This window comes from Plantibacter sp. AC185, from assembly GCF_979258065.1.
This window is the reverse complement of record NZ_OZ409831.1, coordinates 3120888-3147200: the sequence shown is the minus strand read 5'-3', so window position 1 is coordinate 3147200 and position 26313 is coordinate 3120888. Positions and strand designations below refer to the sequence as shown.

The window sequence follows — 26313 nt, the reverse complement described above, 5'->3', positions numbered from 1 at the left end:
TCACTGTACGGCAAATTTGCAGGTAGGCACCAGTTGTTGTGTTTCGGAAAGATGAAGTTTCGGGGTCGAGACGACAAAAGGCTGCTTCGACACGCCGGACGTTGAAACCCCCACGTCGATCGTCGTGCTCTCACCTGGAGCCAACTCGAGCCTGAATTGGGACACCGGGAAATCACCGTCGAGCCCGGGTTGCACCGAGAGATCAGCGCCATCACGCTGAACTCCCTCGGTGTACGACCCTGGAGGCGAGTAGACCGCGACTTTGAAGTTGAAGTTGCCTGGCGTGACCCCATAGATGCCAGCGCCGGTGATGTAGTCACTCAGCGAGGTGGCTGCGTCAGCGGGAGCCGTGTTCGTAATCTTCAGACGCAAACCCAAGACCTGTCCTGCGGCACCGCACTGTGCTATGCCACTCTGCGTCTCCACGTCGAGGTAGTACCCCATCTTGCTACCGGTGGAGTCGTTGATGTAGACGCCGAATGCGTCGGCCTGCTGCTCCTCGGTCGGGAGCATGTCGGTCAACGTGGTTCCGGCCAAGAGCACCTGCTCCGCTTCAGCGGCGTTCCACACCAGAACACGTCGCTCGTCCCCCGACTTGGCGAGTGCTGCAACCAGCTTCGTTGCGTCGAAGTTACCGGTCGAGATGCGGTCGAAGACCGCAGCCGACGCTGCCGCGAAGAAGGCGTCCTGCTCGGCCCCAGCGGGGTAACGCTGGTACACCTGGTTCAACAGTAGATCTGCCGCGTTCTCGGTCGTGAGCTGATCGCCCGAGGGAAGGTCGATCGGCCCTGTCGCTGCCAGTAGGTATCCCAGAGCGACCGGGTCGATGCTGAGGACGCCATCGACCCGGGTCCCGAACCGCTGGAACCACATCTCCGATGCAAGCTCCGCGGACACGTCGAACCGCGGCGTCAACGTGACGTCCTGAATGAAACGGCCGGTGATGTTGCCGTAGATACCGGCGGTCTCCGTCGACAGTGGCAAGACCGGCTCCGGGAACCGCGGGAAGTCGCCCGATGTCGCCTGCTGCAGGAGCGAGATGCGGCCCCCGTCCGTGCCGATCAGGGCCAGGGCACCCGGATTGCCGCCGCTCGCACGCGGCTCGGCGGGGTTCTGGAACATGATCAGGTAGTTGCGTGGGCCATCGGCGCCGAGCATCGTCGGCAGCAGGTCGATCGCGCGCCGTGCCGCATCGACCGTGTCGGCGGTCTCGGTGAGGACCGGTCCGAGCTGGTCGACCGCCGACGACACCTGGCTGATGAGGCTCGACTGGTCGATCCCTCGGACGCGCTTGGCCGCACCCTCGAGAGCGTCATCGGCCGAGCGGACGTCCTGCTGAGCATCGATCATCGGCTGCAGCGGCACCGCGCCGTCAACGGGTTTGAACAGGTCCGGGCGAAGCGACCCGGAGAGGTTCACCAGCGGAGCGATCGCTCCCACCGCGACCTCATCGGTCGCACCCGCCAAGTTTCGGACGGCTGCGAGGTTCGGCCCGATCCACGGCACGATCTCGGCGGCGCGCCAGATCGGGTCGCTCGTCAGCGCGGCGGCCTCCCTCGCATGGGATGCGAGCTCACGAGCGGTCTTGCCCGCAGCAGCGGCGTCTCCGCCGAGCACTTGCTCGCGGACCTGCTGTGCCAGGGGCACCGCCGCTTCCAGCTCCCCCTTGGCGAGGAACGCACGGACACCGATCCATGCAACAACCGCCAACAACAGCACGAGCACAGCGGAGACGATGAGCGCGGTCCTCCGGCGTCGAGCACGCAGTCGCTCGGGGTCCGCGTTCTCCCGTCGTCGGGCACGGGAGCGCGCGCTCGTGGCTCGCCGGCTTGCGGCCCCCCGGGAGGAGGTTCTCGATGAGCCTGAAGAAGGCGAACGACGATTGTCGGATTCGGGTGCCGGCATGGGGGTTATTCAATCACGACGCCGGTGCCGCCGGTTACGGCGGACAGGCCGAGCGCGAGGATCGACCCATTGAACACGACGTGCGTCACGATCGCGGGGCCCAGCCGACCGGTCAGCACCGCGAGGCTTCCCGCGCCCAGCCCGACGAGGAGGGTCCCGACCCCGACGACGATCGCCTGTGCGACGGTGGTGACGGCGAGGAGGTGCAAGACGGCGAAGAGCAACGCACTGATCACGACCGCGATCCATCGCCCGCCGCGGAGTATTCCGATGATCGACGGGAGGACGAGTCCACGGAAGAAGGATTCCTCGATGACCGGCGCGATGAGGACCACTGAAAGCAGCGCGACGATGACGTACACCACCTCGTCCGCGGTCGCGAGAGGCACAGCGTTCCCGGCGGTGGCCGGGAGTCCGCCATAGGAGAGCACCTCGAGCGAGCTCACGATGATCCGTAGGAGGAGGCCAGCAGCCGCACCCCAGAGAAGGTCGATAGGGCGGATGCTCCACCGGACGGCGGACGGAGCCATTGGGCGCAGGCTGGGGACGAGCAGGACGATGACGAGGGCCAGCACGAGTGGAAGCCACACGAGCAGATAGCCGCCGAGCGGGGAGAACGGCCCGACGATCCGGACACCGCCCGGGAATCCCAGCGCGATCACCACGGTCGCTGCGAATCCGATCGTCGCGACAACGAGGCGCGCCCGAGCCGCCTGCTGCTCATCGCGCGGCGTGGTCTCATCTGGGATCGTCACGAGAGCAAACTACGGCAATCGGCCGCGCACATGACACGGTCGCTCGGGAACAGGCGTCGGTTTATGGCAGCATGGCTCCCAACGCCCTGTTCGGGGCACGCCTTGGCATCAGGGTGAACCGCTCTCCTCATCGAACGGAAGCCACCGCGTGGAGCTCACCGACTATCTCCGTGTCCTTCGCAAGTACTGGGTGCTCATCGTTGCGCTCGTGCTCGTCGGCGTTGCCGCAGCCGCTGCCTACTCTCTTGCGAAAACGCCCGAATACAGCTCGTCCGCAAAGGTGTTCGTGTCGACACAGTCGAGTGACAACGTGTCGGACCTCACACAGGGGAACACCTACTCGCAGCAGCGGGTCAAGACGTACGTCAACCTCGTGAGCACACCGATCGTGCTCCAGCCGGTCATCGCGGCGCTCGAACTCAACATCACGGCGGGCCAGCTCGGCGGGCAAGTGTCCGCCGTGGCCACGCCCGACACCACGATCATCCAAATCACTGCGACGAGTGAGGATCCAGTTCTCGCCGCCGAGCTCGCGAACACCACCGCCGAGAGCTTGACCGGTGTCGTCGCGAAGATCGAGAGCACCGATGACGGCGCGACCAGCCCGGTGAAACTGACCCGTGTGCAAGAGGCGAACGTGCCGACGACGCCGGGCAGCCCGAACGTGCCACTCAATCTCGCCCTCGGTGTCCTCGTCGGCCTCGCTCTCGGCATCGCCTTCGCGGTCCTGCGTGAGACGCTCGACACCCGCATCCGGAACGAACGCGACATCGAGGGTCTCACCGAGATCCCGATCATGGGCGGCATCGCGTTCGATCCGAAGGCGAAGCAGCGCCCCCTGATCGTCCAAGCCGATCCGAAGAGCCCGCGCGCCGAATCGTTCCGCAGTCTCCGAACGAACCTGCAGTTCCTCGACGTCAGCGATCAACCCCGCAGCTACGTCGTCACCTCATCGATCCAGAGCGAGGGCAAGAGCACGACAGCGGCGAACCTCGCTATTGCCCTGTCGGACGCCGGGCACCGCGTCATCATCATCGACGCCGACCTCCGTCGACCGAAGCTCGCCACCTACTTCGACATTGAAGGGGCCGTCGGCCTCAGCGACGTCCTCATCCGTCGCGCGACGCTCGAAGACACCATGCAGCCATGGGGCCGCGGTGCGCTCACAGTCCTCCCTGCCGGCGCGATCCCGCCGAACCCGAGCGAGCTTCTCGGCTCGAGCGTCATGCAGAAGCTCATCTCCGGTCTCGAGAAGCAGTTCGACTACGTGCTCATCGACGCGCCGCCGCTCCTGCCCGTCACGGATGGCGCTCTGCTGGCTCGCCACACCGGCGGCGCATTGGTCGTCGTCGCTGCCGGTCGGACCCACAAGAACCAGCTGAAGGGTGCGCTCGAGGCGCTCGTCCATGTGAACGCCTCGGTCGCCGGTCTCGTCATGACCATGGTCCCGACGAAGGGCCCGGACGCCTACGGATACGCGCGCTACGGCTATGGTGCCGGCTACGGCTACGCCGAGGACGTGAAGGCGTGACCGACGCCACAACGACGGCCATCCGTCCGTTCTCGGTGCTCTTCGTCTGCACCGGGAACATCTGCCGGTCGGCGCTTGGTGCCCAGCTCCTGAAGGCACGGCTCGATGGTGCCGGCGTCACCGCGGGTGGCCACCTCATCCGCGTGTCGAGTGCAGGCACGGGGATGCAACCTGAGCTGACCATGCCACCAGAGGTCGTCGAGCAGTCACGTCGTTTCGGCGGAGATCCGAGCAACCACGTCGCGCGGCAGCTCGACCGGGACATCGTCGCGGAAGCGGATCTCATCCTCACGGCGACGCGAGAGCACCGGAGCGATGTCGCCCGTCTCCTCCCCCGTGCCTCGCGAGTGACATTCACCGTTCCTCAGTTCGCTCGCTTGATCGCGGAGACTGAACCAGCCGCCGATCTCCGGGAGCTCGTCGCGTCGGTCGCGGCCGAACGCGGCCTGGTGCCACCTCCGGCGAACCCTGACGACGACGACATCGAAGACCCGTACCGTCGCAGCTCGGAAACGTACGAGCGGGTCGGTGCGCAGATCAATGAGTTCATCGACATCATCGCGAAGCACTTGGCGCAGTCGGGCGATCGGCGGTGAGCACGAAGCGCGGACGCTCCACACTCCGATCGGCGAACGTCCGGTCGCGGTGGCGCGATTCCCTGAGTTCCAGCCAACGTGTGCTGGTCGTCGTCGGTCTGGTGCTGTTCCTCGTCGTCGATGTGATCCTCGTCGGGCTCGCCCTCACGGCGAACCGCGCACCGACGGCTGACCGCACGCCGCGGCCGCTCGTCACCTTCAACACGACGCCTGAGCCGGAACCCGCACCTGGCGCATCGGCGGAACCGACGGGTGACGCCGCAGCGGACGGCAAGCGCTTCATTACCACGGTGGACGGCCAGACCCTCTGGCGTGCCACTGCGGGCGCCTGCTCATCGACGCCCGCAGTCGTCGAGCGGAGCGTCGACGCCGGGGAGACCTGGACACCGCTGGCGACGAGCGCATTCGACCTCCGTCAGGTGCTCGCTCTCACGACCGGCGACAATGGGGAGATCGAGATCATCGGTGCAACCGGCGAAGCCTGTGCGGTCGGAGGCTTCTCGTCCTCAGATGCCGGTGACTCTTGGGCACCGGATGCCGCCCTGCCGGGCGAGATCAGCTACCTGACCCCTGATGACGCGGCCATCGTCGTGTCGGGCCAGGGAGTCGGGCTCCCCTGCCCAGCCATCGACGTCATGAGTGCGACGACCGACAGGACGGTGACCGCTTGCACGGCCGTCCTGGCGGAATGGGACCCGACCACCGGATCGTGGGGTACCACCCCGTACGCCGGTGTGCATGCGCTTGCCACCGAGGGCGAGCGCCTCATGTTCGTGGCCCGCGGTGTTCCCGGATGCAACGGCCTGGGCGCGCTGGCGATCAACGGGGTCCCCGCGGCGTTCGCGAGCGCCCCGCTCGTCGGCTGTATTGACGGAGCCGACGTGTCAGCACCGGCCGCACTCGCGATCTCCGGCCAGGGCGCTTGGCTCTGGGTCGGCGACCAGCTGTACCGCTCGCCGGACGGCGGCGTCACCTGGGGCTAGGGTTATCCCTACATTTGTCACCAATCCGGGGGTCACCCGCAAAAAGGAGGACAGATGTTGCGCATCTTCACCGATAGTCTCAGCAGCAGTCCCGATACATCCGCGTATCGAACCACCAAGCTCTTCCCTCGTCACCCGTAGTAATTACGTGTTCCACCACGGAGACCGCATGCTGTCGCAGCCTTCCGTGCCGCTGCCAACGACGCCTGCGAGCACTCCCCCCGACCCAGCTCGCGCTGTCGTGCGCGATTGGCGCCGGGTCTACGCTCGGCGCCTCGCAGTTACCGACGCGATCGTCCTCATCTGGATCGTCTTCGGCACCCAACTGTTCTGGTTCGATTTCGACCAGGAGACGACCTCGGTCGGATTCGACATGACACGCGTTGTCGTGAACTACACCGTCATCTCGATCACCCTCATCGTCGCCTGGCTCGTGACGCTTCGCATCTTCGGCACCCGGGAGTACCGAGTGGTCGGAAGCGGGAATGCGGAGTACCGACTCATCGCCGACGCGAGTATCCGCCTGTTCGGCATCATCGCGATCATCGCCTTCCTCGTGAAGCTCGATCTCGCGCGCGGATACTTCTTGCTGGCCTTCCCCCTTGGGATCCTCGTCCTGCTGCTGTCACGGTGGATGTGGCGCCAGTGGCTGTCCGTGCAGCGTGCCCACGGTCGCTACGCGTCGCTGGTGCTGCTCGTGGGATCGGCTGATTCGGCCGAACACATCGCCAAGGAACTCACCCGCAACACGGACGCCGGCTATCGAGTGGTCGGCGCCTGCGTTCCGACGGGCAAGGTCGGCGGAACCCTCGGTGACACCGGTATCCCGGTCTCCGGCACCGTTGACACAGTTCTCGACGCCCTCGCAGTGACACGCGCAGATACGGTCATCATCACCAGCTCGGACGAGTTGACGCCGGTGCGTGTCCGCGAGTTGAGCTGGAGTCTCGAACCGGGGCGCCAGCATCTCATCGTCGCGCCGAGCCTCACCGACGTCGGCGGCCCGCGCATTCACACCCGCCCAGTAGCCGGCCTTCCACTCATCCACGTGGAGACCCCTCGCTACGAGGGTCGCAAGCGCTTCTCCAAGCGCGCCTTCGACATCCTCGGTTCCGGCCTCATCCTGCTCGTCGCCTCCCCCATCCTGCTGGTGGTCGCCCTCCTGGTGAAGTTCACCAGCCCCGGTCCGGTCCTGTATCGCCAGGAACGCATCGGCCTGAACGGCGAGCCCTTCAACATGCTCAAGTTCCGATCCATGCGGGTGAACGCCGACGCCGAATTGGCCGCGCTGCTCGCCGAGCAGGGCACGAGCGACCGGCCGCTGTTCAAGGTACAGAACGACCCACGCCTGACCCGCGTCGGCGCCACGCTGCGGAAGTTCTCGCTCGACGAGTTCCCCCAGCTCATCAACGTCTTCCGCGGCGACATGAGCCTGGTCGGTCCGCGCCCACAGCGTGAGGGCGAGGTCGCGCTCTACGACTCCGCGGCGAAGCGTCGCCTCATCGTGCAGCCCGGCATGACGGGCCTCTGGCAGGTCAGCGGTCGCTCGGCACTCAGCTGGGAGGACGCCATCCGCCTCGATCTGTACTACGTCGAGAACTGGTCGTTGACCGGCGACGTCATCATCCTCTGGCGCACCATCCGGGCCGTCGTGGCTCCAGGCAAGGAAGCCCACTGATGGCGGGGCTCATCATCCACGAGTGGATCGAGCGCCACGGCGGCTCCGAGAACGTCGTCGATGCGATGGCCGCCGCCTATCCCGACGCCGACATCCACTGCCTGTGGAGCAACGCACCCGACCGCTTCCCCGGCCACACCGTGAGCGAGTCGTGGATCGCGCGGACACCACTCCGCAAGAGCAAGGCGGCCGCGCTGCCGTTCATGCCGACCACCTGGGCCAGGACCGACGTCTCCGCCGCCGACTTCGTCCTCATCAGCTCGCACGCGTTCGCGCATCACGCCGGCGGCCGGCAGGCAGCAGACGGCCCGCAGCGGTTCGTGTACGTCCACACGCCTGCCCGATACCTCTGGGCCCCCGAACTGGACGTCCGCGGCGGCAACCTCGCTGCCCGCGCACTCGCCCCCGCACTCCGTCGAGTCGACCGCAAGCGCGCGCAGGACGGCGCGACGTTCGCCGCCAACAGCGACTACATCCGCCAGCGAATGGAACGTTCGTGGGGCGTCGAGGCCGAGGTCATCCACCCGCCTGTCCGCGTCGAGTACCTCCAGAGTGTGCCGTCCTGGGCTGATCGCCTGAGCGCCGAGGACGCCTACCTGTTCTCGACGCTGCCGACCGAGTACGTCCTCGGTGCCTCCCGCTTCGTGGACTACAAGCGACTCGACGTCGCCATCCGCGCCGGCGAACTCGCCGGTCTGCCAGTCGTGCTTGCCGGCGCCGGGCCGCAGCACGCGGAACTGCAGGCGCTCGCGGACGCCGCCTCGGTGCCGGTCGTCATCATGACGAGGCCGAGCGACGAGCTGCTCTTCGCCCTCTACCAGGCGGCGTCGCTCCTCGTCTTCGCGGCCGTCGAGGACTTCGGCATCATGCCCGTCGAGGCGATGGCCCTCGGCACGCCCACGCTCGTGCTCTCCGAAGGTGGCGCGTCCGAGAGCGTACTCGCCATCGACGGCGGTGTCGTCGTCGATGCGCTCGACGACGCGACGCTGCGCGAGGCGGTCGAGCGCGCCCTCCGGGTCGACATGGCTCCGGCTCAGGAGCGCGTCAACGCCCTGTTCGGTTCAGCCGCGTTCGCCACCAAGCTCACCGGCTGGGTCGGCCGATCCGCCCGCACAGACGGAACCGATCGGACCCTCGCCTCATGACCCTTGCCGACACCAGGTGGAGCGGCGTCCACGGCATCGGTCGTTATGCGTCCGAAGTGCTCTCGCGGTTGAGCGTCGATTGGTCGCCACTCGAGGTGGGCGGCAAGCCGTCCGATCCACAGGACTTCCTCCGCGTGCGCCGGACACCCGGCGGCGAGACGATCTACTCCCCCGGCTACAACGGCTTCCTCGCACGGTCACCACAGGTGGTGACCGTCCACGACCTGATCCATCTGCATCCGACGACGAACCGTCGTGCCGTGTACCTCGCGCACTATTCGGCTGTCCTGCGCCCGATCATCCGCAGGAACAGACTGGTGCTGACCGTGTCGGAGACGTCGAAGCGCGCGATCGAGGAGTGGGTCGACGACGATCGCGTCCGAGTGGTCAACGCCGGCAACGGGCTGTCGGAGGCGTTCCACCCGGGCGAGACCCCGGCTGACGCCACGGATGCTCTCCCCTACTTCCTGTACGTCGGCAACCTGCGAGCGCACAAGAACGTCGACGTCGCGTTCCGAGCGCTGGCCCGCGTGCCGGACGCCAGACTCGTCGTCGTCATGAACGACCGTGAGGGTCCCGAGCGTCGGGCCGCCGAGCTCGGGGTTGCCGACCGCGTAGAGGTGCGGAGCGGACTCTCCGATCCGGAGCTCGCGGATCTCTACCGGGGCGCAGTGGCCACGGTCTTCCCGTCGTTGGTCGAAGGGTTCGGCCTTCCTGCGGTCGAGAGCATCGCCTGCGGAACCCCGGTGATCTTCTGGGAGGGCTGCGAGTCGATCGCGGAGATCTCAAGCGGACAAGGGTTCCCGGTCGGTGACGCGCACGACGACCTGGCCTGGGCCGACGCTCTGCACACGGTCCTCGCTGACCGTCCCCGCGCCACGGCTCCGGCAGCGAGCTACAGCTGGGACCGGACGGCCGAGATCGTCTCGAACGTGTTGCGAGAGCGTTGATGGATCGTCCTGAAGCGGTCTCCTCGCCCCAACCTTCGATTGCCGCGGTCGTCCTGAACTGGCGCGACGCAGAGAACACGACCGCTTGCATCGCCTCGCTCGCACAGGACGGCGGTCTGAACCCGATCATCATCGTCGACAACGAGGCTGACGGCACGCTTCGGCAAGCGCTCGAGACGTCGGACGCTCCGGATCACGTCCTGCTCGAACGACCGGAGAACGGCGGCTTCTCGGCCGGAGTCAACGTCGGTCTGCGCTATGCCCTCGACACTGGCGCAGACTTCGTGCTCGTCATCAACAACGACGCTCGGCTGCACGAGGGAGCTTTGTCCGCGATGCTGGCCGCGTTCGAACGCGATGCGAGTGTGGGAATCGTCGGCCCGGCGATCCTCAACGAGGACGGCTCACTCCAGGCGCTCGGTCCGAGCATCGGGTTCCCCTTGCGGATCGACGAGACGGCGGGGTCGACGAGCCCCGACTTCGTGACCTGGGCGTGCGTCTTGGTCTCCAGGCGACTTCTGGAGACAGTCGGCCTGCTGGACGAGACCTTCTTCATGTACTGGGAGGACGTGGAATTCGGCTACCGCGCCCGTGCCGCAGGTTTCGGGATTGCGATCGCACCCGACGCGACCGTCGCTCATGCGGTCTCGTCGTCGCACAGCATCGCCGGTGACCGGGTCCAGCTCTACTCGGCGTATGGACTCGGCCGTGTCGCTGCGCGTCAGCGGCACTTCCTCCTGGCATCCGTCATCCGCGCGACGCTGCGTGTGGGCAAACGCGTCGCCGCAGGTCGATTCCGTTTTGCTGGTGACCTCTGGCTGGCGTATCGAGACGGTCTGCGCCAGACGGAACAGCCTGCTTTCGAACGTGTGACGAAGGACGCTTGGCCCCGATGACCCAGAAACCCATTGCCCGGTACTACCGCGGCGCGCGAACGACGCACCTCGAGCGGCTGCACGACAGCGCCCCGGGCGACTTCTTCTATCAGAAGCCGATGTACGACTTCGACATGACGCGAGCTCCTGCAGGGGTCCGGGTCGAACAGACCTCATTCGTGCGCATCGCGGCGCTGGTCCTCAAGGGCACCTACTCGAGGCTGGAAATCGTCGAACCGTACGCTCCGAGCGCACTGCCGCAGAACCTGGTTCTCTCGGCGGCAGCGCGAATCGGCCGACTGTTCCATCGGCAGCCGACGCAGCTCGTGACCTATGCGATTGAGAATGCGGACCTGCCGCGGAAGGTCGCCGCGAGCACGCATCTGCCAGTTGCCGTCACCCGCGCGCTGCTGCGTCTGACGGTTGGATTCTGCTACCGATCGCTGACTCGGGTCGTCTTCGGCACTGCCGACGCGGAGACGAACTACGAAGCCCTCCTTGGCGCCCGGATGAAGCGTCGTCCCCCGGAGACGACCTTGATCTGGGGCCTGCCGACGGCCCACCCGTCCGCTCTCACCGTCGACAGCGATGGGCCGGCATCGAAGGTGCTGTTCGTGGGTGCGCTCGACGAGCGGAAGGGCATCCGGCAGCTCATGGACAGCTGGTCGGAGGTGTTGGCTGCCTCGCCGAGAGCCGAACTGCTGATCCTCGGCAAGGGGCCGCTTGAAGCGGAGGTGCTCACCTGGGCGGAGACCGCACCGCGTACGACGGTCATCATCGACCCCACCCGTGACGTCATCTTCGAGGCGCAGCGCCGTGCGGACGTCGCCGTCCTGCTGTCGCAACCCTTCACCAACTGGAAAGAGCAGATCGGTCTGCCGATCGTCGAAGGCCTCAGCGTCGGCACCGAGATCGTCGCCAGCTCGGAAACCGGCATCGCAGACTGGCTGGAGAACCACGGACATCGCGTGCTAGCGCCTCAGGCTCCGCGTAGGGCGCTAGCGGTCGCAGTCGTCGACGCTCTCCGGTCCCGCCGTGCGCGCTCCGCAGTACTAGCCGACCTCCCTCAGGTCGACGGTCGACTTGCCGCTGATCGATGGTTGTTCGTCCCGTCGATCTGATCGCCGTAACGGCCTCGGTTGTGGCAGACCGCCGTCGCGCACATCGAGCTTGCAGGGTATTGCGCCAAGCCGAGTCTCAGACCGAAGACGTTCCGGCCGTAGTTCGAGACGGGCCGGTCGCTCTCGTCGATGTCGTTGAGTTCGGGACGACCAACTGGGGCTGACTCTCCGCCGGACGAGCCGGGGTCGTCACCGCTGCGGCCGCGAGGGCTGCGGGGATGAACCAGGTCGGGAACAGCATGTAACTGGAGTCGATGCTTGCTCCGATGGCGAGCGTCAACCACACGACCCACATGCCGCTTCGGCGCGAGATGGAACGCGCGATGATCGCGACAAGCAGGATCATCCCGAAGATGCCGATCTGCATCATCATCCCGATGACCCCCTCTGCGGGAGTTCGCCAGGTCGCCATCCCGAAGAAGTACTCCAGCGGCGTCAGCTGCGACAACACCATGGACCAGACATCGCTCCTGCCGGCACCTCCTGATGCGAGGATGTTGTCGATCGAATACCGCTCGATGAAGCCCGGCTGAATCGTGACCACGGTCATCACGACGCCCACTGCCACGGCAGAGATGGCCAGTTTGCGGCTGAGGCTTCCTCCGCGTAGGAACACGACAAGCGTCACGATCACGGCCGCGAGGATCGCCGTCCTGGAGCCAGAGAGCGCGATCGCCGCGAGTGCCCCCAAGAGGACGACGACGTCTTGAACGCTGGATTGCTTCTTCGCGATCCGCAGCAGTGCTGCTGAGAAGAACACCGCGGCCGCCAGTCCGAAGATGTTGCCGTTCTGGTAGGTCGACGGGATCTTCGAGAAGTCGGCAACGGTGCTCGAGTAGATGACGTTGTTCTTCTCCAGGATGTCATCGCCAAGTGCGTAGGAAAGGCCGGGAATCGCCGTCTCGACCACTCCACCGACGAACTGGACGAGCGCATATACGCAGGCGACGAGGAATCCGCGCTCCAAGCTCTTTCGGATGGGCGTCCCGTCGCCCTTGAGGTGAGTCGTGATGACGAGGAGGACGACTGGGATCGCCGACCAGGCAAGCAACTGGAATGCAGGTGTGAAACCGGCCGGGAGTCCGACTGCGACGACCCGGCACAGGACCCAGACCAGGTAGATCAGCAGCAGGATGTCCATCGTCGGGGCGCGACGCTTCCATCCGAGTGCGATCGTGGCGAGAGCGACAGCGAGGATGAGCCCGAAGAGGAACACAGGGAAGGGGAATCCGTCGACCTTGATTCCGGCTTTCGGGAACGCTGCCGTCAAGAAGGCGAGAACGCACGCCGCTTGGAGCGGTTTGAAGAGTGCCCACACGATCAGCAGCCCAGCCCCGAGGAGCAGCAGGGAGATCACTGGAGAGAGAAAACGAAGGCAGGCGAGCACCAGGACCGCTGTGGCGATAGCACCGCCGATCCCCCAGACCACCCCGCGATTGTTCACTGGTCCAGTATGTCTCACCCGACCAGTGGTCCCGAGAGTTCTCTCCGATATCGATGGGACGAGCGACACCCCGCAGAATGACCGGCATTCCGGATGAGTGATGCGACGTTCAGTGATGTACCCCGTTGGTAGTCTGGGACGCACCATCACGCTCAGGACAGTGCTGAGATCACGCCATTTGTTCCCGCTTCGCCCTGAAAGGCATCTTGTATGGGTCGGCTGCGCTTCCCGGACCTCTCGCGATGTGAGAACGACGCATGAGAATCGCGATCTTCACCCCGGACATCACGTCGAACTCGCTCGGTCGCACCTACTGCCTCTGGCTGCTCATGCGGGCCAACGGCTGGGAGACGCAGGTGTTCGCGCCACGTGGCGGCGAGATCTGGGGTCCACTGCGCGGCGGAGACTTCGCCGCGAACTGCCGCACGATCGACGAGGATGACCCCGAACTCCTCGCGGCTGTCGAGGCTGCCGACCTGGTCTTCGCAGTCAAGCCGGTGGAGACGTCCTTCGGGCGCGCAAGACGGCTCGCGCACGCAGCACAACGGCCACTGCTGCTCGATGTCGACGACCCGGATCTCGAAGCCGCGCTGTCCTGGCGGCGCCCGCTGCGCCGCTTCGCGAAGGGCATCCTGAAGTTCAGCGCCGTGCGTAAGAACACCGAGCTGAAACGGCTCGCTGTGCAGGCGGACACCATCGTGAGCAATCCGGTCCTCCAAGCAATTTACGGCGGGCCCGTCGTTCCCCACGTTCGCGACGACCGAGGCTTCGGAGCACCGCACACCAGCTCCAAGCCCTCCATCGCATTCGTCGGGACAAATCGGAAGCACAAGGGCGTCGACATCCTGCGTGAGGCGGTCGCGAACCGTCAGGATCTCGACATCACGCTCAAGCTCACCGACGAAGCACCCGAGGACGCTCGGCCCTGGGAGCAGTGGGTCGGAATGACCTCCTTCGATGAGGGCCTCGCGCTGGTTGAGAACGCAGACATCGTGGTGATCCCGAGCAAAGACGACGGATACGCCCATGGTCAGCTCCCGGCGAAGTTGATGGACGCCATGCTCGCCGGTCGCGCGGTCATCGTGAGCGACATCGAGCCCATGACCTGGGCAGTGGGGTCCGGCGGTCTGACGGTTGAACCGTCGTCCGTCTCGTCGCTCGCTTCGGCGCTCGGCGAGGTGGCGTCTCCGGACACACGGACGTCGTTGGGACGACAGGCGAGGGAACGAGCCCTGGCGTTGTTCACGGTCGAAGCCCACCAGGACGCATTTCGGGAGATATGCGAGGGCGCCGTTCGTCGGTTCTCGCAGGAGACGGGTACCAAGTGAACGCTGTCATCAACCAGGCGCGAACACTCGCGATGCGAGCTAGACGCAAGGCGAAGCGGGATCGAGTTGAGCGGGGCTTCATCGAAGCGTCCACTCGGGTGCCGGGAGCCAACGCCTTCGCAGGCCTCAACCCGATGAGCCTGGCGGTCGCATCGGTCCGACCGAGCGACCAGGTACGGCCCCGTGTCTCGCTGATCGTGCCCGAGATCAAGGCCGAAGCCATCTTCGCCGGGATCCGCACGGCGCTGGAGGTCAGTGTCGGTGTGGCGAACTCGCTCGAGCTGCCACTCCGTATCTTCGCGCTGTGGGATGAACCCAACCCACGGGCATCCGCCAGCATCCGGGAATTCCTGAGGGACGAGTTCGGTCTGTCGCGTTGGGCCGAGGTCGAGGTCCTCCACGTATCGGCGCTCACCGGTCTGGCCGTCAGCGCGGACGAACTGTGGATCGGCACGCATTGGACCACGGTCCACCCGCTGGACGTCGCTGCTCGACTCGACGTGATCCGACCGGACCGCGTCATCTACCTCGCTCAGGACTACGAGCCCGGGTTCTACCCCTGGTCGACGGAATTCGCCATTGCTCGTGCCACGTACCACGCGGGGTTCCGACTGGTGGTGAACTCCGAACCACTCGCTGCGTACCTCCGGGATGCGGAGCATCTCGATGTCGATCCAGCACTGGTGTTCGCACCGAGTCTCGATCTCGGACGCCTCGAGGAATCGGCTGCGAATCGGCGGAAGTCCGCGCAGCCGTCCGTGATGTTCTACGGGCGGCCGAACAAGCCCCGCAACCTCTTCGCGATCGGAATCTCCGCCTTGAAGCTCTCCGCCACATCGCTGGCGGGTAGTGGAGTCTCCTATTCGTCCGTCGGAGAATCGCACGCGACCGTCGCGCTGTCAGGCACCGCCATGCTTGCGTCGCGCGGGAAGTTGCCCTGGCAGGGATACTTCGAGCTGCTCTCGAACACGGATGTGATGTTCTCACTGCAGCACAGCCCCCACCCATCTCACCCGCCCCTCGACTCGGTCGTCTCCGGTGGCATCACCGTGACGAACGAGTTGGCCGGCACCAGAGCTGCGCTGCATCCGCGACTGCTCACCGCTGAACCTGATCCCACACTCCTCGGACAGCGCCTGAACGACGCCATCGAGATGGCCCGATCGAGCGAGCCTGCCGGATTCGACTCCACGTTCATCACGAAACTCGGCGCACCGCTGACCGACGTGGTGAAGCACGCCAGCGTGCTCGTCGCCTGATCAGGATGCGTGCCCACATCTGATGAGAAGACTGCGCCAAGCCTCGAACCTCCTCCTGTACCTGCTCATCCCTGGCCTCGGAGCGGCCACTCCCCTGCTGGTCTACCCGGCGTTGACGGCCCAGTACGGGAGCACCGGCTTTGCTGCGGTCGCCGTTGCGCAATCGCTCGGCCTGGCCGGTGCGACCATCTGCGAACTTGGGTGGAGCGTGCTCGGCCCACAACGGGTTGCGAGAGCGCAGACGGCTGAGCGCGCCTCGCTGTATCAATCGGCGTTGGCGACCAAGCTCCTTGCAACGCTGGTCGGCGCTCCTGTCGCGGCGGTCGCCGCCGCAGTCATCGCCACCGACTACAAGCCTGCCGCCGCTGTCCTGGCTGCCGCCTCCGTGGCGACCTGCCTCAGCCCGGGCTGGTTCCTCGTGGGGGCGAACCGGCCCCTCGCCATCCTGGCGTTCGAAGGCATCCCGCGGTTGCTGATCATGGCGGGGGTGGCCGGGCTTCTCCTCGCCGGTGCGCCGTTGCTCGTCTACGGGATCGGCACGCTTGTCGCGGTCATCTTCACCCAGGTCGCTGTCGCGCTTCGGTTCGGTCAGCGACTCTTGCCGCGGCTCTCGGCGTTCACCAGCGGTGGCGCGATCATCAAGCAACAGCTCCCGCTCACCGGTGGACGCGCCGTCAGCGTGGTCTACACCTCGTTGCCGATCGCGATCGTCGGTCTCGTCAATCCGTCCGCAGTGGCGGTGTTCGCTGCCGTCGATCGCCTCATGCGAATGGCTCTCTCAATCCTCGGGGGTGTTCCCAGCCGCCTGCAGAGTTGGGTCGGTAGCGCCCCCGAAGACGGACGCGTCAAACGAAGCCGGCAGTCGCTCCTCATGAATGCCGCACTCGGTGCCATCTCCGGTGTCGGATTCGCGGTCCTCGTCCCGTTCGTCGCGAACCTCGTCTTCTCGGGAACGATCGACATCGTCTGGCAGGTCGCCGTGCTCGGTGGCGCGATCCTGTTCGCGATCTGTGCTTCGCGAGGGTTCGGACTATCGCTCGTGGCTGAAGGCCGGGCCAACTGGATCGCCCTGGCGAACGTCCTCGCAGCCATCGCCGGTGTGGCGACCACATTCGCACTCACGGGCCCGCTCGGTGCACCGGGTGCACAGCTCGGTGGTCTCGGGGCGGAGCTCGTCGGTATCGCGGTGCAGGCGTTCTGCCTCTTCCTCCTGAAACGGCCGCCTCGCGACGCGCACCTGATCTGAGGTTGCCCGCGACCTTTTTCAGCTACGTTTTTGCAGTTCGCGAGGATCACCGCAAGGTGCATTCTGCGCCCCGCCACGGAGAGCGCACACTAGCGAGGTTTGCCTGTCGCTGACGACAGAGGCCCCACGGTCGGTGCCAGGTCCGGCTTTCGTCGGGTGAAGAGTCTTGATGACGGCTTCTCTACGAAGAACCAACTTGCCGCAGCAAACGGAACGGTCAAAGCCACAGCAAGACCGGCGAAAGCCGCAACCGGCAAGCTCGCGAGGATCGTTCCAGCCATTGCTTGCTGTATGGGAAAAGCGTAAATGTAAAGACCATACGAGAGGTCGTTTCTCATCGTGAGCCACCGCACTTTCGTCAGTGCGCCCACGGACACCAGGAGGTACGCGTACGGCCAAACCCCAAGAGTCCGATAGTCAGGCAGAAACAGGGATCCGACGAACAACGCAGCAGCCAAGGTGGCGATCGGCCAGGTCACAGGCAGACGTCGGCCGATCTTGAAGATCAAGACACCGACCAGGAACAGCAGGGCAAACCGAAGGCCGTCCGCCAGACGGCTTAGCAAGAATGAGTCTGCATCGAGTCGGCCTTGCAGAGCTATATAGAGCGCCCAACACCCAACAGTGAGCACTGGCACGACCCACTTGCGAGCGAGCAACCCGGTGAGGCCGAGGGCAAGGAGGCCCAAGTAGCAGAATGCCTCCCACTGGAGCGTCCACAGCGACCCGTTCCAGACACCCGGGTACGGCACACCGCTCGGAGTGTTTCCGATGGAGTGTTGGAATATGTAAAGCGCCGCATTCTGGGCGACATATGAAATTGATTCTCCGGACGAAATCAGCTTCCATCCGTCACTGCCCTGCAGCGCAACTCCGACTGGCGCCAGCACGAACGCGGTAACGAGGAGTGCCACCCAGAAGCCGGGAAGGATGCGCCGCGCGCGGGCGAGGAGAAACGCTCGCCAATCTGGCCGTCGGGCCCAGCTGCCAGCAATGAGATAGCCCGACAGGATGAAGAATCCGTCCACCCCGAGTGTGATGAGGTGCCCCCCGAATTCTCTTCCGGTGAGCGGCCATGAGTGCGCAACGATGACGCTCGCAGCAAGAAGCAGGCGGATCGCGTTCAGGGCGTTGAGCTTGGGGTTGAACACGAGCTCGAGCGTTGGCAAAGCGGCCGTGCGCGACAAATAGAACTCCCCAAGTTTCGATTGCGTCACCGGAGGTTACCGCACGAACAACTGAACCATGGCGCTTTCAGCCAGCGGTGGGCAGCCGTTTGTAGCGGTTGCCCAAGGTGGGTGCGAAGCTCTGACCAGCTCGATTCGCGCCGGCGTGCAACACGACCACAAGATCGACGTAACCCAGTCCGATGCACCAGCGCTTTCATGTGGATCTCTTCGAAGCGGCTTACGCTACTAACAGCACGGTAGCGCCGTCGAGAGCGAAGAAGGAAAGAATGGCAGCAGGCAGAGATTCCACGCCGGCAGCCGAGGGCGCCCCGGATCCCAAGCCCAAACGCCCCACCTCCCGCCGCGACTTCTTCCGCGCCGCGGGCTTCGGCGTCGCAGGTCTCGCTGCCGGGGGCGCCGTCGCCGGGGGCATCGCAGCCGCCACCGCGTCCAACCCGCAGGAGGACTACGGCTTCACGCCGCTCCCCAAGCGCAGCGAACCGGGGTTCGACCACGTCGTCGTCGTGATGTTCGAGAACCGCTCGTTCGACCACATGCTCGGATGGCTGTACCCCGCGGGTGGTGAGCCGGCCGGCCAGACCTTCGACGGCCTCGCCCAGGGCGACTACAGCAACCCAGGCGAGTCCGGCGAGGCCGTCCCCGCCCACGTCTACACGGGCCCCACCGACCAGATCATGGCCCAGCCCGACCCGGACCCCGGCGAGTTCTACCCACACGTCAACACGCAGCTCTTCGGCATCATCGACCCCGAGAGCAACGGCGACCTCCGCAATCCGCTGCAGCCGCCGTGGAACCTCCCGGCCGACACCTCCTCTCCCAAGAACGACGGCTTCGTCAAGGACTACATCGTCAACTCCACGCTCGCTCGCGGACGCAAGCCGACGCCCGAGGAATACTCCACCGTGATGGGCGGCTTCTCCCCCGCGATGCTGCCGGTGCTGTCCACGCTCGCCAAGAACTTCGGCGTCTACGACCACTGGTACGCGGCGGTCCCCTCCCAGACCTTCTGCAACCGCTCCTTCTTCCACGCGAGCACCTCCCACGGGTACGTCACCAACATCGAGGGCGACGGCATCGGCAAGTGGCTGAGCGCACCGGCCGTCCCCACCGTGTTCAACCGACTCGAGGAAGCTGGCAAGACCTGGCGCGTCTACTACGATGCCCAACAGGTCGTGTCCCTCACCGGCCTCCTGAGCGCACCGTCGATCGAGCAGTACTGGAAGAGCAACTTCCGCAGCATGGAGCAGTTCCACGAGGACGCGGCGAACGGAAACCTGCCCGACTACGCCTTCGTCGAACCACGCATGGTGTTCGACCACAACGACATGCACCCGCCGGTCGTCCGTCCCGACAACCCGAGCAGGGACGACGTCGACCCGGAGCTCGACTCCGCCTACTCCGACATGCGCGCCGGCGAGCAACTCCTCGGCGAGGTCTACACGGCGATCAAGCACGGGGCGTCGACAACCGGCTCGAACGCGATGAACACGGTCATGCTCGTCACCTTCGACGAACACGGCGGCATCTACGACCACGTCGCACCACCTGAGGCGACCCCGCCGTCCGGTGAGCCGGAGGCGGGCGAGATGGGCTTCACCTTCGACCGCCTCGGACTGCGGGTGCCGACCATCGTCATCTCCGCGTACACGAAGGCCGGCAGCGTCATCAACGAGGAGATGCACCACGGCTCACTCATGAAAACCCTCGCCGAGCTGCACGGACTCGACCCACTGACCGAACGTGACCGCACCGCCACGAGCATCTTCAACGCCGTGAACCTCACCTCGCCGCGGCAACCGGTGCTGTGGCCGACGGTGACGCCCGCCTACGTGCCGCCGAACCCCGAGGCGAACGCACGAGCCGACAAGGACAAGGACCGCAAGCGACCACTCACGCCGCCGGCACTCGGACTCATCGGGATCCTCCTCGCGAAGTACGAACCGGGAGCCCCGCTACCGGACAACTACGCCGACGCCTACGAGGTGCTCACGAAGCACGGTGAAGGGCTGTTCGGCACGCGGGACTGAGCGGGGCGGTGGTGCCCTTCGACAAGCTCAGGGACCGAACCGGATTGAGACGGATGCGAACGCTCCGGTTCTCTCTGCACCGCTCCCGGCCCCTGCGCACCCCGCCTTGTCCTTGAGCATCCTCCCGGTCTGAACACCCCACCCGATCCCTGAGCACCCCTCCCGGTCCCCGAGCATCCCTCCCGATTCCTGGGCACCCCACCCGGTCTCTGAGTACCTTTCCCGGTCCCTGAAGCTTGTCGAAGGGCGGCGACCCCCGCCGAGGTGCGACCTCAGAACTCGACGTCTGCCACCAGCGGGAACTCGGTGATCGGCTCATCGCCCCACGGGGCGAGTTCCAGGTACGTCGGGCGATCGCCCTCGATATAGAGGAGCAGGCTTGCGGTCGAGGTACTCGCTTCGAGGACGGTCTGTCGCGCCGTGGAGGGCCGGTCGTCGCTCTCAGGGACAAGGTCGATCGAGGGACAGCTGCCGCAGCCGCACATCCCGTGCACCGAGGTGTCTGCGAGTAGTCCCGCCCATCGTTCTCGATCGGAGGCGGTGACGGCCCGGTCGGCACCGTCCTCCGTACCACGGGCGACCATGGCGACCAGGAGGTCGCGCTCGCGGACGGAGAGGGGGCGCATATGGCGAGTGTACGCGGGCCAGGCGAGAAGTCCCTCACCGCTCGCAGGGCCCGGAGAGGCACTCGCGCGCAACAGATGTTGGCTAAATATCCCAGATCAGCGCGAGAATCGGTCGGCGTTCGAATGTCAGTGGCTCATGTTTGGATGGTCCCATGTCCAGCAGCCCACGCGTTCCCCTCGGTCCGGTCTCCACCGACCCCTTGGGCACGCTGAGCGAGACGGTGTCCGAGCTCCTCCGCACCTGGTCCGGCGCGCTCGACCCGATCCGGCCGGGCGACGACGCCATCGAGCAGCTCGCCGGCATGAACGACGCGGGCGTGGTCCGCGTCCTCGACCAGCTGGGTGCCGTGCAGCACGTGGTCGAGGTCCTGGCCGCGCGCGTCATGGGCTCGGTGTCGGAGCGTTCCCGCGGCGGCATCGTCGGCCACGACCCGTTGGCCCGCAGCCACGGGTATGCGACGCCGGCCGTCATGCTCTCGGAACGGTGGCGCATCCCGCGCGGACGCGCCGCCACGATCACCTCGGTCGCCCAGGCGATCACCCCCAAGCTCGCCCTCACCGGCGACGTCATCGAGTGCGACCGCCCCGAGATCGCCGCCGCCATCGAACCCCGGCTCGCAACTGACTCCCCCTGCGTGCCGCTGTCCGAGGGCGACAACCCGACGTGCACGGTCGACCACGACGAAGCGACCACCCCATCCGGCTTCGTCCGGTCCGCACTCAGCGTCGAGGGCGCGGGCATCCTGCTGCGCGAGCTGCGGTTGGTGGGCTCCGGTGTCGACGACGAACGCATCCACCGTGCCGTCAGCGCCGGCATCGAGCACTGCGACGGTGCGCCGCTCGCCGAGGTCAGCAGCCTCGCCAAGCTCGTCCGCACCAGCCTCGACCAAGACGGCCCGGTCCCACGGGAGATCGCGCTCCGGAAGCAGCAACGCTGCACCCTCCGCGAACTCCCCGACGGCATGACCGAGCTCCGCGCCTTCCTCGCACCCGAGGCGGCGGGATGGGTCCGCGCGACGATGGACGCCGTCGTCGGCAAGCAGCTGCGGCAGGTCCGGTTCGTCGATCCCTCCGACGAAACGGCCGCGGCGGCAGCAACCAGCAGTGAGCTACCCTCCGCGGATCCCCTCGACGACGCCTACGTTCCGGCCGCAGAGATGCCAGACACCCGCACGATGGACGAACGCCGGGTGGAAGCCCTCGTCGGGGTCTTCCGTCACGCCGCAGGTTGCGAGTCGGCGGTCATGGAACTCGCGCCCGTCTCCCTCATCATCCGCATGGACGAACCCGATCTGGCCGACGACGGGCAGTGGTCCGACGGCAAGGCCTACATCGACGGCGTCTCCGAACCGATCTCCGCCGGCACCGCACGGGGCATGGCGGCCGATGGCCGGATCATCCCGATGGTGCTCGGCGGGCCGTCGCAGGTGCTCGACCTCGGAGTTGGCACACGGTTGTTCACCAAGGGGCAGAAGATGGCCCTCGCCGAACGCGACGGCGGCTGCGCCTGGACCGGCTGTACCCATCCACCGTCGTATACCGAGGCCCATCACCTCGTCTGGTGGTCACGGGGCGGACCGACCGACCTGTCCAACGGCATCTTGTTGTGCGGCTTCCATCACCATCGCATCCACAACGACGGATGGGAGGTCCTCGTGCGCGACCACGTGCCCTGGTTCATCCCGCCCGCGCATATCGACCCGCATCGCATCCCACGACGCGGCGGCAAGCCGAGGCTGCGCGCTGCGTGACGCACTCAGCACGACCGGACGATTATCTCGACGTCAACCCAATCCACACGGCCGGACGCTCCGAAGCACTGGTTCCGGTCATTTTCGTTACCCGAACGCGCAAATGGCCGGCGCGCATGGCCTGGGCCAAGCGGTCCCGGCACGTGCGACCGGGCGGAGTGCAGCAACGGAGCTGCCGCTCCGCCTTCCTCCCCCGCCTGGCTCGAACCAAGAACTCTCCCGTAAGCCCTTCGAGAAGCTCAGGGACCGGCGGGGCGGTATCGGTCACCGAGCCTGTCGAAGTGCACACGAGAAACCTTGCCCTTCGACAAGCTCAAGGACCGGAAGTGGTGCGCAAGGACCGGACGAGGTGCTCGCGGACCGGAGAGGTACTCCGGGACACCTTCGGTCACTGAGCTGGTCGAAGTGCGCTCCGGGACCGAAGCGCCGGGACTACGCCAGCGCGGCGACCGTCTGACGGGCGATCTCGAGTTCCTCGTTCGTGGGGACGACGAGGACGGTCACGGGGGAATCGTCCGTCGAGATCACCCGGATGCCACGCGCACGCTCAGCGTTGCGGTCCTCGTCGAGGATGATGCCGAGCCCCTCGAGCCCCTGCACCGCACCCGCACGGATCAGCGGTGCGTTCTCACCGACACCGGCGGTGAACACCACCACGTCGAGACCACCGAGGACCGCGAGGTACGCCCCGAGGTAGTGCCGTAGGCGATGGACGGTCACGTCGAGCGCGAGCTGCGCCGCTTCGTCACCCTTCGACGCGGACTCGGTGACGTCGCGCATGTCTCCGGTACCCGACAGCCCCAGCAGACCACTGCGGCGGTTGAGCAACGTGTCGAGCTCGTCGAACCCGAGCCCCGCCTTGCGATGCAGGTGGAACAGCACCGCGGGGTCGAGGTCGCCGGAGCGCGTCCCCATGACGAGTCCTTCGAGGGGCGTCATACCCATCGAGGTGTCGACCGAGCGGCCGCCGTCGATCGCGCACGCAGACGCCCCGTTGCCGAGGTGGAAGACGATCTGCTTCAGCTCACCGATCGGACGGTCGAGGAAGGCCGCAGCCGCCTCCGACACGAACTTGTGCGAGGTGCCGTGGAAGCCGTACCGACGGACGCGGTGCTTCGCGGCGAGCTCCGCGTCGATCGCGTACGTGTACGCCGCGGCCGGGATGGTCTGGTGGAACGCCGTGTCGAACACCGCCACGTGCGGGACGTCGGGGAACGCGACCTGCGCCGCATTGATGCCCTGCAGGTTCGCCGGGTTGTGCAGCGGCGCGAGCTCGGAGATGTCCTCGATGTTGATCTTCACGAGGTCCGTGACCACGGTCGGCTCGAAGAAGCGCTTCCCACCGTGCACCACCCGGTGGCCGACCGCGATCGGCGCGTGCTCCTCGAGTGACGGCCCGTGCTCGGCGAACGCGTCGAGCATGACCCGGAACCCGGCCGTGTGGTCGGGGATCTCACGCTCGATGACCCAGCGCTCCTCGATGGGCGGCGTCGTCGCACCCGCGGCGTCCGGGAGGTAGGACCGGTGCTCGGCGGCACCCGTCGCGTCGCCGATGCGTTCGACGAGTCCGCTGGCGAGCGTCCGCTCCGTCTCGACATCGATGAGCTGGTACTTGAACGACGAGGAACCGGAGTTCACCACGAGGACGGTGGGCATGTGTGTCTGGACCTATTCCTGTTCCTGCGCCTGGATGGCGGTGATCGCGACGGTGTTGACGATGTCCTGCACGAGCGCGCCACGCGACAGGTCGTTGATCGGCTTGTTGAGCCCCTGCAGCACCGGACCGATCGCGACGGCGCCAGCGGAACGCTGCACCGCCTTGTACGTGTTGTTGCCGGTGTTGAGGTCGGGGAAGATGAACACCGTCGCGCGGCCGGCGACCTGCGAGTCGGGCATCTTCGTCGCAGCGACCGCGGCATCGGCAGCGGCGTCGTACTGGATCGGCCCCTCGACGAGGAGGTCGGGCCGACGCTCGCGCACCTGCCTCGTCGCTGAGCGGACCTTCTCGACATCGGCGCCGGCACCTGAGTCACCGGTGGAGTACGACAGCATCGCGATGCGCTGCTCGATCCCGAACTGCTCCGCCGTCTCGGCCGAGGAGATCGCGATGTCGGCGAGCTGGGCGTCGGTCGGGTCGGGGTTCACCGCGCAGTCGCCGTAGACGAGCACGCGGTCGGCGAGCGCCATGAGGAACACGCTCGACACCACGGAGACACCGGGCTTCGTCTTGATGATCTCGAACGACGGCCGGATGGTGTGCGCCGTCGTGTGGGCGGCGCCCGAGACCATGCCGTCGGCGAGCCCGAGGTGCACCATCATCGTGCCGAAGTAGGAGACGTCGGTGACGGCGTCGCTCGCCATGTCGATCGTGACGCCCTTGTGGGCTCGCAACCTGGCGTACTCCTCGGCGAACTTGAGGCGCAGCACCGCGTCGAAGGGGCTGACGATGGTCGCCTTGCTGAGGTCGATGCCGAGCTCGATGGCCCGCGAGCGCACCTCGATCTCCTCACCGAGGATGGTGAGGTCGGCGACCTCGCGAGCGAGCAGAGTGCCGGCCGCGCGGAGGATGCGGTCGTCGTCGCCCTCCGGCAGCACGATGTGCTTGCGGTTCGACCGCGCGCGCTCCAGCAGGCCGTACTCGAACATGAGGGGCGTCACGACGTCGGCGCGCGCCACGTTGAGCAACTCGAGCAGGAGCGGTGCGTCGACGTTCTGCTCGAACAGCGCGAGCGCGGTGTCGTACTTGCGCTGCGAGTCGGCGGCGAGACGGCCACGCGTGTTCATGACGCGGACCGCGGTGTCGTAGGTGCCGAGGTCGGTGCTGACGATCGGCGGGATCTCCCCGAGACCGGAGATGAGTTCCTCCACGACCTCGGGCAGCGGGAACCCACCGTTGAGCACGATGCCCGCGATCGACGGGAACGTGCCGGAGGCATTGGCCATGAGCGCGGCGAGGAGCACCTCGGTGCGGTCTGCCGGGATCACGATGACGGATCCCTCGGTGATGCGCGGGAGCACGTTCACCATGGACATGCCCGCCACGACGACGCCGAGCGCCTCGCGGGTGAGCAGCTCCTCGCTGCCCTTCACGAGGGTGCCGTCGACGGCCTCGAGGATGCTGTCCATCGTCGGCGCGATGAGGAAGGTGTCTTCGGGGATCGCCCAGACGGGGACCATCGCGGCACCGGCGGCGTGGCCGGCCGGGGCGACGACGGAACCGTTCGCGGAACCGTTCGGGTGGATGGCGTCGCTGATCGCGGCGGTGATCTCGAGGAGCTTGTCGGGGTCGGCGCGGTTCGCGACGACGGCGAGCAGCTGGGCGTGGGCGTCGGCGAGCTCACCGAGGGCGAGTTCGGCGATGTTGCGCATGTCGTCGGGTGTGCGGGCGACGGACTGGCCGAGCTGCTCCCCCGCACCCTGACCGGCGCGACCGCCGAGCACGAGCAGGACGGGCGCGCCGAGGTTGGTGGCGATCCGGGCGTTGTAGCCGAGCTCCGTCGGGCTGCCGACGTCGGTGTAGTCGGAACCGAGGATGACGACCGCGTCGCACTGCGCCTCGATGTGCTTGTACCGCTGGACGATGCGCGAGAGCGCCGCCTCGGGATCGGTGTGCACGTCGTCGTAGCTGACGCCGATGCAGTCCTCGTAGGCGAGGTCGACGCCGTCGTGCTCGAGCAGCAGCTGAAGCACGTAGTCGGGTTTCGTCGTGGACCGTGCGATGGGGCGGAACACCCCGATCCGCTCGATCTGATGGCTCAGGGTGTCGAGGACCCCGAGGGCCACCGTCGACTTCCCGGAGTGTCCTTCGGCAGAGATGATGTAAATGCTTCGCGCCACGGTTTCCAGCCTACGGGGGCGGGCTCTGCCGGGGCTGGGTAAGCGCACAATGTCGTGGTGCTCTGG

20 protein-coding genes are annotated in these 26313 nt (G+C 66.4%); 13 read left to right on the top strand and 7 right to left on the bottom strand.

All coding sequences use genetic code 11. The annotated features are described in order from the left end of the window. Nucleotides 1–1725, bottom strand: a complete 1725-nt coding sequence (locus ACZZZB_RS14865) for a DUF4012 domain-containing protein (RefSeq protein ID WP_463530079.1) — start codon at nt 1723–1725, stop codon at nt 1–3. Between the two features lie 185 nt (nt 1726–1910). Next, the gene (locus ACZZZB_RS14860) at nt 1911–2660 is read right to left on the bottom strand and encodes a lysostaphin resistance A-like protein (RefSeq protein ID WP_463530078.1); all 750 of its coding nucleotides are present in this window, start codon (nt 2658–2660) and stop codon (nt 1911–1913) included. A 148-nt stretch (nt 2661–2808) separates the two neighbouring features. Between ACZZZB_RS14860 and ACZZZB_RS14855 the strand changes: the two genes are divergently transcribed. The 8 genes from ACZZZB_RS14855 (at nt 2809) to ACZZZB_RS14820 (ending at nt 11539) form a co-directional block, all read left to right on the top strand. Beyond that, nucleotides 2809–4191, top strand: coding sequence for a tyrosine-protein kinase domain-containing protein (locus ACZZZB_RS14855; RefSeq protein WP_463530077.1), 1383 nt, complete (start codon nt 2809–2811; stop codon nt 4189–4191). Continuing rightward, entirely contained in the window at nt 4188–4787 is a 600-nt protein-coding gene (locus ACZZZB_RS14850) for an arsenate reductase/protein-tyrosine-phosphatase family protein (protein WP_463530076.1), read from the top strand. The genes ACZZZB_RS14855 and ACZZZB_RS14850 overlap by 4 nt, the downstream gene beginning before the upstream one ends. Next, on the top strand, nt 4784–5770 hold the full coding sequence (locus ACZZZB_RS14845; protein WP_463530075.1) for a hypothetical protein: 987 nt from the start codon (nt 4784–4786) through the stop codon (nt 5768–5770). The genes ACZZZB_RS14850 and ACZZZB_RS14845 overlap by 4 nt, the downstream gene beginning before the upstream one ends. A 241-nt stretch (nt 5771–6011) precedes the next feature. After that, on the top strand, nt 6012–7448 hold the full coding sequence (locus ACZZZB_RS14840) for a sugar transferase (RefSeq protein WP_285026170.1): 1437 nt from the start codon (nt 6012–6014) through the stop codon (nt 7446–7448). Continuing rightward, nucleotides 7448–8593 carry a glycosyltransferase gene (locus ACZZZB_RS14835; protein ID WP_463530074.1) on the top strand — a complete coding sequence of 382 codons (1146 nt, stop codon included), beginning with the start codon at nt 7448–7450 and terminating at the stop codon, nt 8591–8593. Before ACZZZB_RS14840 ends, ACZZZB_RS14835 begins: the two co-directional genes overlap by 1 nt. Next, complete coding sequence (locus tag ACZZZB_RS14830; protein WP_463530073.1) at nt 8590–9543, top strand: glycosyltransferase family 4 protein; 954 nt, start codon at nt 8590–8592, stop codon at nt 9541–9543. The genes ACZZZB_RS14835 and ACZZZB_RS14830 overlap by 4 nt, the downstream gene beginning before the upstream one ends. Then, complete coding sequence (locus ACZZZB_RS14825) at nt 9543–10439, top strand: glycosyltransferase family 2 protein (protein ID WP_463530072.1); 897 nt, start codon at nt 9543–9545, stop codon at nt 10437–10439. Before ACZZZB_RS14830 ends, ACZZZB_RS14825 begins: the two co-directional genes overlap by 1 nt. Further along, nucleotides 10436–11539: a glycosyltransferase gene (locus tag ACZZZB_RS14820; RefSeq protein WP_463530570.1), complete on the top strand. Its 1104-nt coding sequence runs from the start codon at nt 10436–10438 to the stop codon at nt 11537–11539. Before ACZZZB_RS14825 ends, ACZZZB_RS14820 begins: the two co-directional genes overlap by 4 nt. A gap of 76 nt (nt 11540–11615) precedes the next feature. Here ACZZZB_RS14820 and ACZZZB_RS14815 read toward each other — a convergent pair whose 3' ends face one another. Beyond that, nucleotides 11616–12968: a hypothetical protein gene (locus tag ACZZZB_RS14815; RefSeq protein ID WP_463530071.1), complete on the bottom strand. Its 1353-nt coding sequence runs from the start codon at nt 12966–12968 to the stop codon at nt 11616–11618. A gap of 272 nt (nt 12969–13240) precedes the next feature. Between ACZZZB_RS14815 and ACZZZB_RS14810 the strand changes: the two genes are divergently transcribed. The 3 genes from ACZZZB_RS14810 to ACZZZB_RS14800 are packed head-to-tail and all read left to right on the top strand — an operon-like array spanning nt 13241 to nt 16816. Then, a complete protein-coding gene (locus tag ACZZZB_RS14810) occupies nt 13241–14311 on the top strand; it encodes a glycosyltransferase (RefSeq protein ID WP_463530070.1) in 1071 nt (356 codons plus the stop codon). Further along, the gene (locus ACZZZB_RS14805; RefSeq protein ID WP_463530069.1) at nt 14308–15570 is read left to right on the top strand and encodes a rhamnosyltransferase WsaF family glycosyltransferase; all 1263 of its coding nucleotides are present in this window, start codon (nt 14308–14310) and stop codon (nt 15568–15570) included. Before ACZZZB_RS14810 ends, ACZZZB_RS14805 begins: the two co-directional genes overlap by 4 nt. Nucleotides 15571–15592: 22 nt before the next feature. Continuing rightward, nucleotides 15593–16816 (top strand): lipopolysaccharide biosynthesis protein, encoded by a 1224-nt coding sequence (locus ACZZZB_RS14800; RefSeq protein ID WP_463530068.1) that lies wholly within the window; start codon nt 15593–15595, stop codon nt 16814–16816. An 89-nt stretch (nt 16817–16905) separates the two neighbouring features. Here ACZZZB_RS14800 and ACZZZB_RS14795 read toward each other — a convergent pair whose 3' ends face one another. After that, nucleotides 16906–18033, bottom strand: coding sequence for an acyltransferase family protein (locus ACZZZB_RS14795; protein WP_463530067.1), 1128 nt, complete (start codon nt 18031–18033; stop codon nt 16906–16908). A 239-nt stretch (nt 18034–18272) separates the two neighbouring features. Here ACZZZB_RS14795 and ACZZZB_RS14790 point away from each other — a divergent pair, with 239 nt between their 5' ends. Next, nucleotides 18273–20033: an alkaline phosphatase family protein gene (locus ACZZZB_RS14790; RefSeq protein ID WP_463530066.1), complete on the top strand. Its 1761-nt coding sequence runs from the start codon at nt 18273–18275 to the stop codon at nt 20031–20033. A 272-nt stretch (nt 20034–20305) separates the two neighbouring features. On the opposite strand, the gene ACZZZB_RS14785 is transcribed toward ACZZZB_RS14790, so the two are convergent. Then, a complete protein-coding gene (locus ACZZZB_RS14785; protein WP_463530065.1) occupies nt 20306–20659 on the bottom strand; it encodes a hypothetical protein in 354 nt (117 codons plus the stop codon). Nucleotides 20660–20811: 152 nt separating this feature from the next. On the opposite strand from ACZZZB_RS14785, the gene ACZZZB_RS14780 reads away from it, so the two are divergent. After that, nucleotides 20812–22410 carry an HNH endonuclease signature motif containing protein gene (locus ACZZZB_RS14780; protein WP_463530064.1) on the top strand — a complete coding sequence of 533 codons (1599 nt, stop codon included), beginning with the start codon at nt 20812–20814 and terminating at the stop codon, nt 22408–22410. 432 nt (nt 22411–22842) lie between these two features. Here the strand turns inward: ACZZZB_RS14780 and ACZZZB_RS14775 are convergent, their stop codons facing one another. Continuing rightward, entirely contained in the window at nt 22843–24066 is a 1224-nt protein-coding gene (locus ACZZZB_RS14775; protein WP_463530063.1) for an acetate/propionate family kinase, read from the bottom strand. 12 nt (nt 24067–24078) lie between these two features. After that, nucleotides 24079–26247: a phosphate acetyltransferase gene (pta, locus tag ACZZZB_RS14770; RefSeq protein ID WP_064296374.1), complete on the bottom strand. Its 2169-nt coding sequence runs from the start codon at nt 26245–26247 to the stop codon at nt 24079–24081. Nucleotides 26248–26313: the final 66 nt, after the last annotated feature.

Excerpts from the sequence above, each read along its gene's own strand:
- ACZZZB_RS14835 (WP_463530074.1), top strand. The coding sequence starts at position 7,448 with ATGGCGGGGCTCATCATCCACGAGTGGATCGAGCGCCACGGCGGCTCC.
- ACZZZB_RS14830 (WP_463530073.1), top strand. The coding sequence starts at position 8,590 with ATGACCCTTGCCGACACCAGGTGGAGCGGCGTCCACGGCATCGGTCGT.
- ACZZZB_RS14825 (WP_463530072.1), top strand. The coding sequence starts at position 9,543 with ATGGATCGTCCTGAAGCGGTCTCCTCGCCCCAACCTTCGATTGCCGCG.
- ACZZZB_RS14820 (WP_463530570.1), top strand. The coding sequence starts at position 10,436 with ATGACCCAGAAACCCATTGCCCGGTACTACCGCGGCGCGCGAACGACG.
- ACZZZB_RS14810 (WP_463530070.1), top strand. The coding sequence starts at position 13,241 with ATGAGAATCGCGATCTTCACCCCGGACATCACGTCGAACTCGCTCGGT.
- ACZZZB_RS14800 (WP_463530068.1), top strand. The coding sequence starts at position 15,593 with ATGAGAAGACTGCGCCAAGCCTCGAACCTCCTCCTGTACCTGCTCATC.
- ACZZZB_RS14790 (WP_463530066.1), top strand. The coding sequence starts at position 18,273 with ATGGCAGCAGGCAGAGATTCCACGCCGGCAGCCGAGGGCGCCCCGGAT.
- ACZZZB_RS14785 (WP_463530065.1), bottom strand. The coding sequence starts at position 20,659 with ATGCGCCCCCTCTCCGTCCGCGAGCGCGACCTCCTGGTCGCCATGGTC.
- ACZZZB_RS14780 (WP_463530064.1), top strand. The coding sequence starts at position 20,812 with ATGTCCAGCAGCCCACGCGTTCCCCTCGGTCCGGTCTCCACCGACCCC.
- ACZZZB_RS14775 (WP_463530063.1), bottom strand. The coding sequence starts at position 24,066 with ATGCCCACCGTCCTCGTGGTGAACTCCGGTTCCTCGTCGTTCAAGTAC.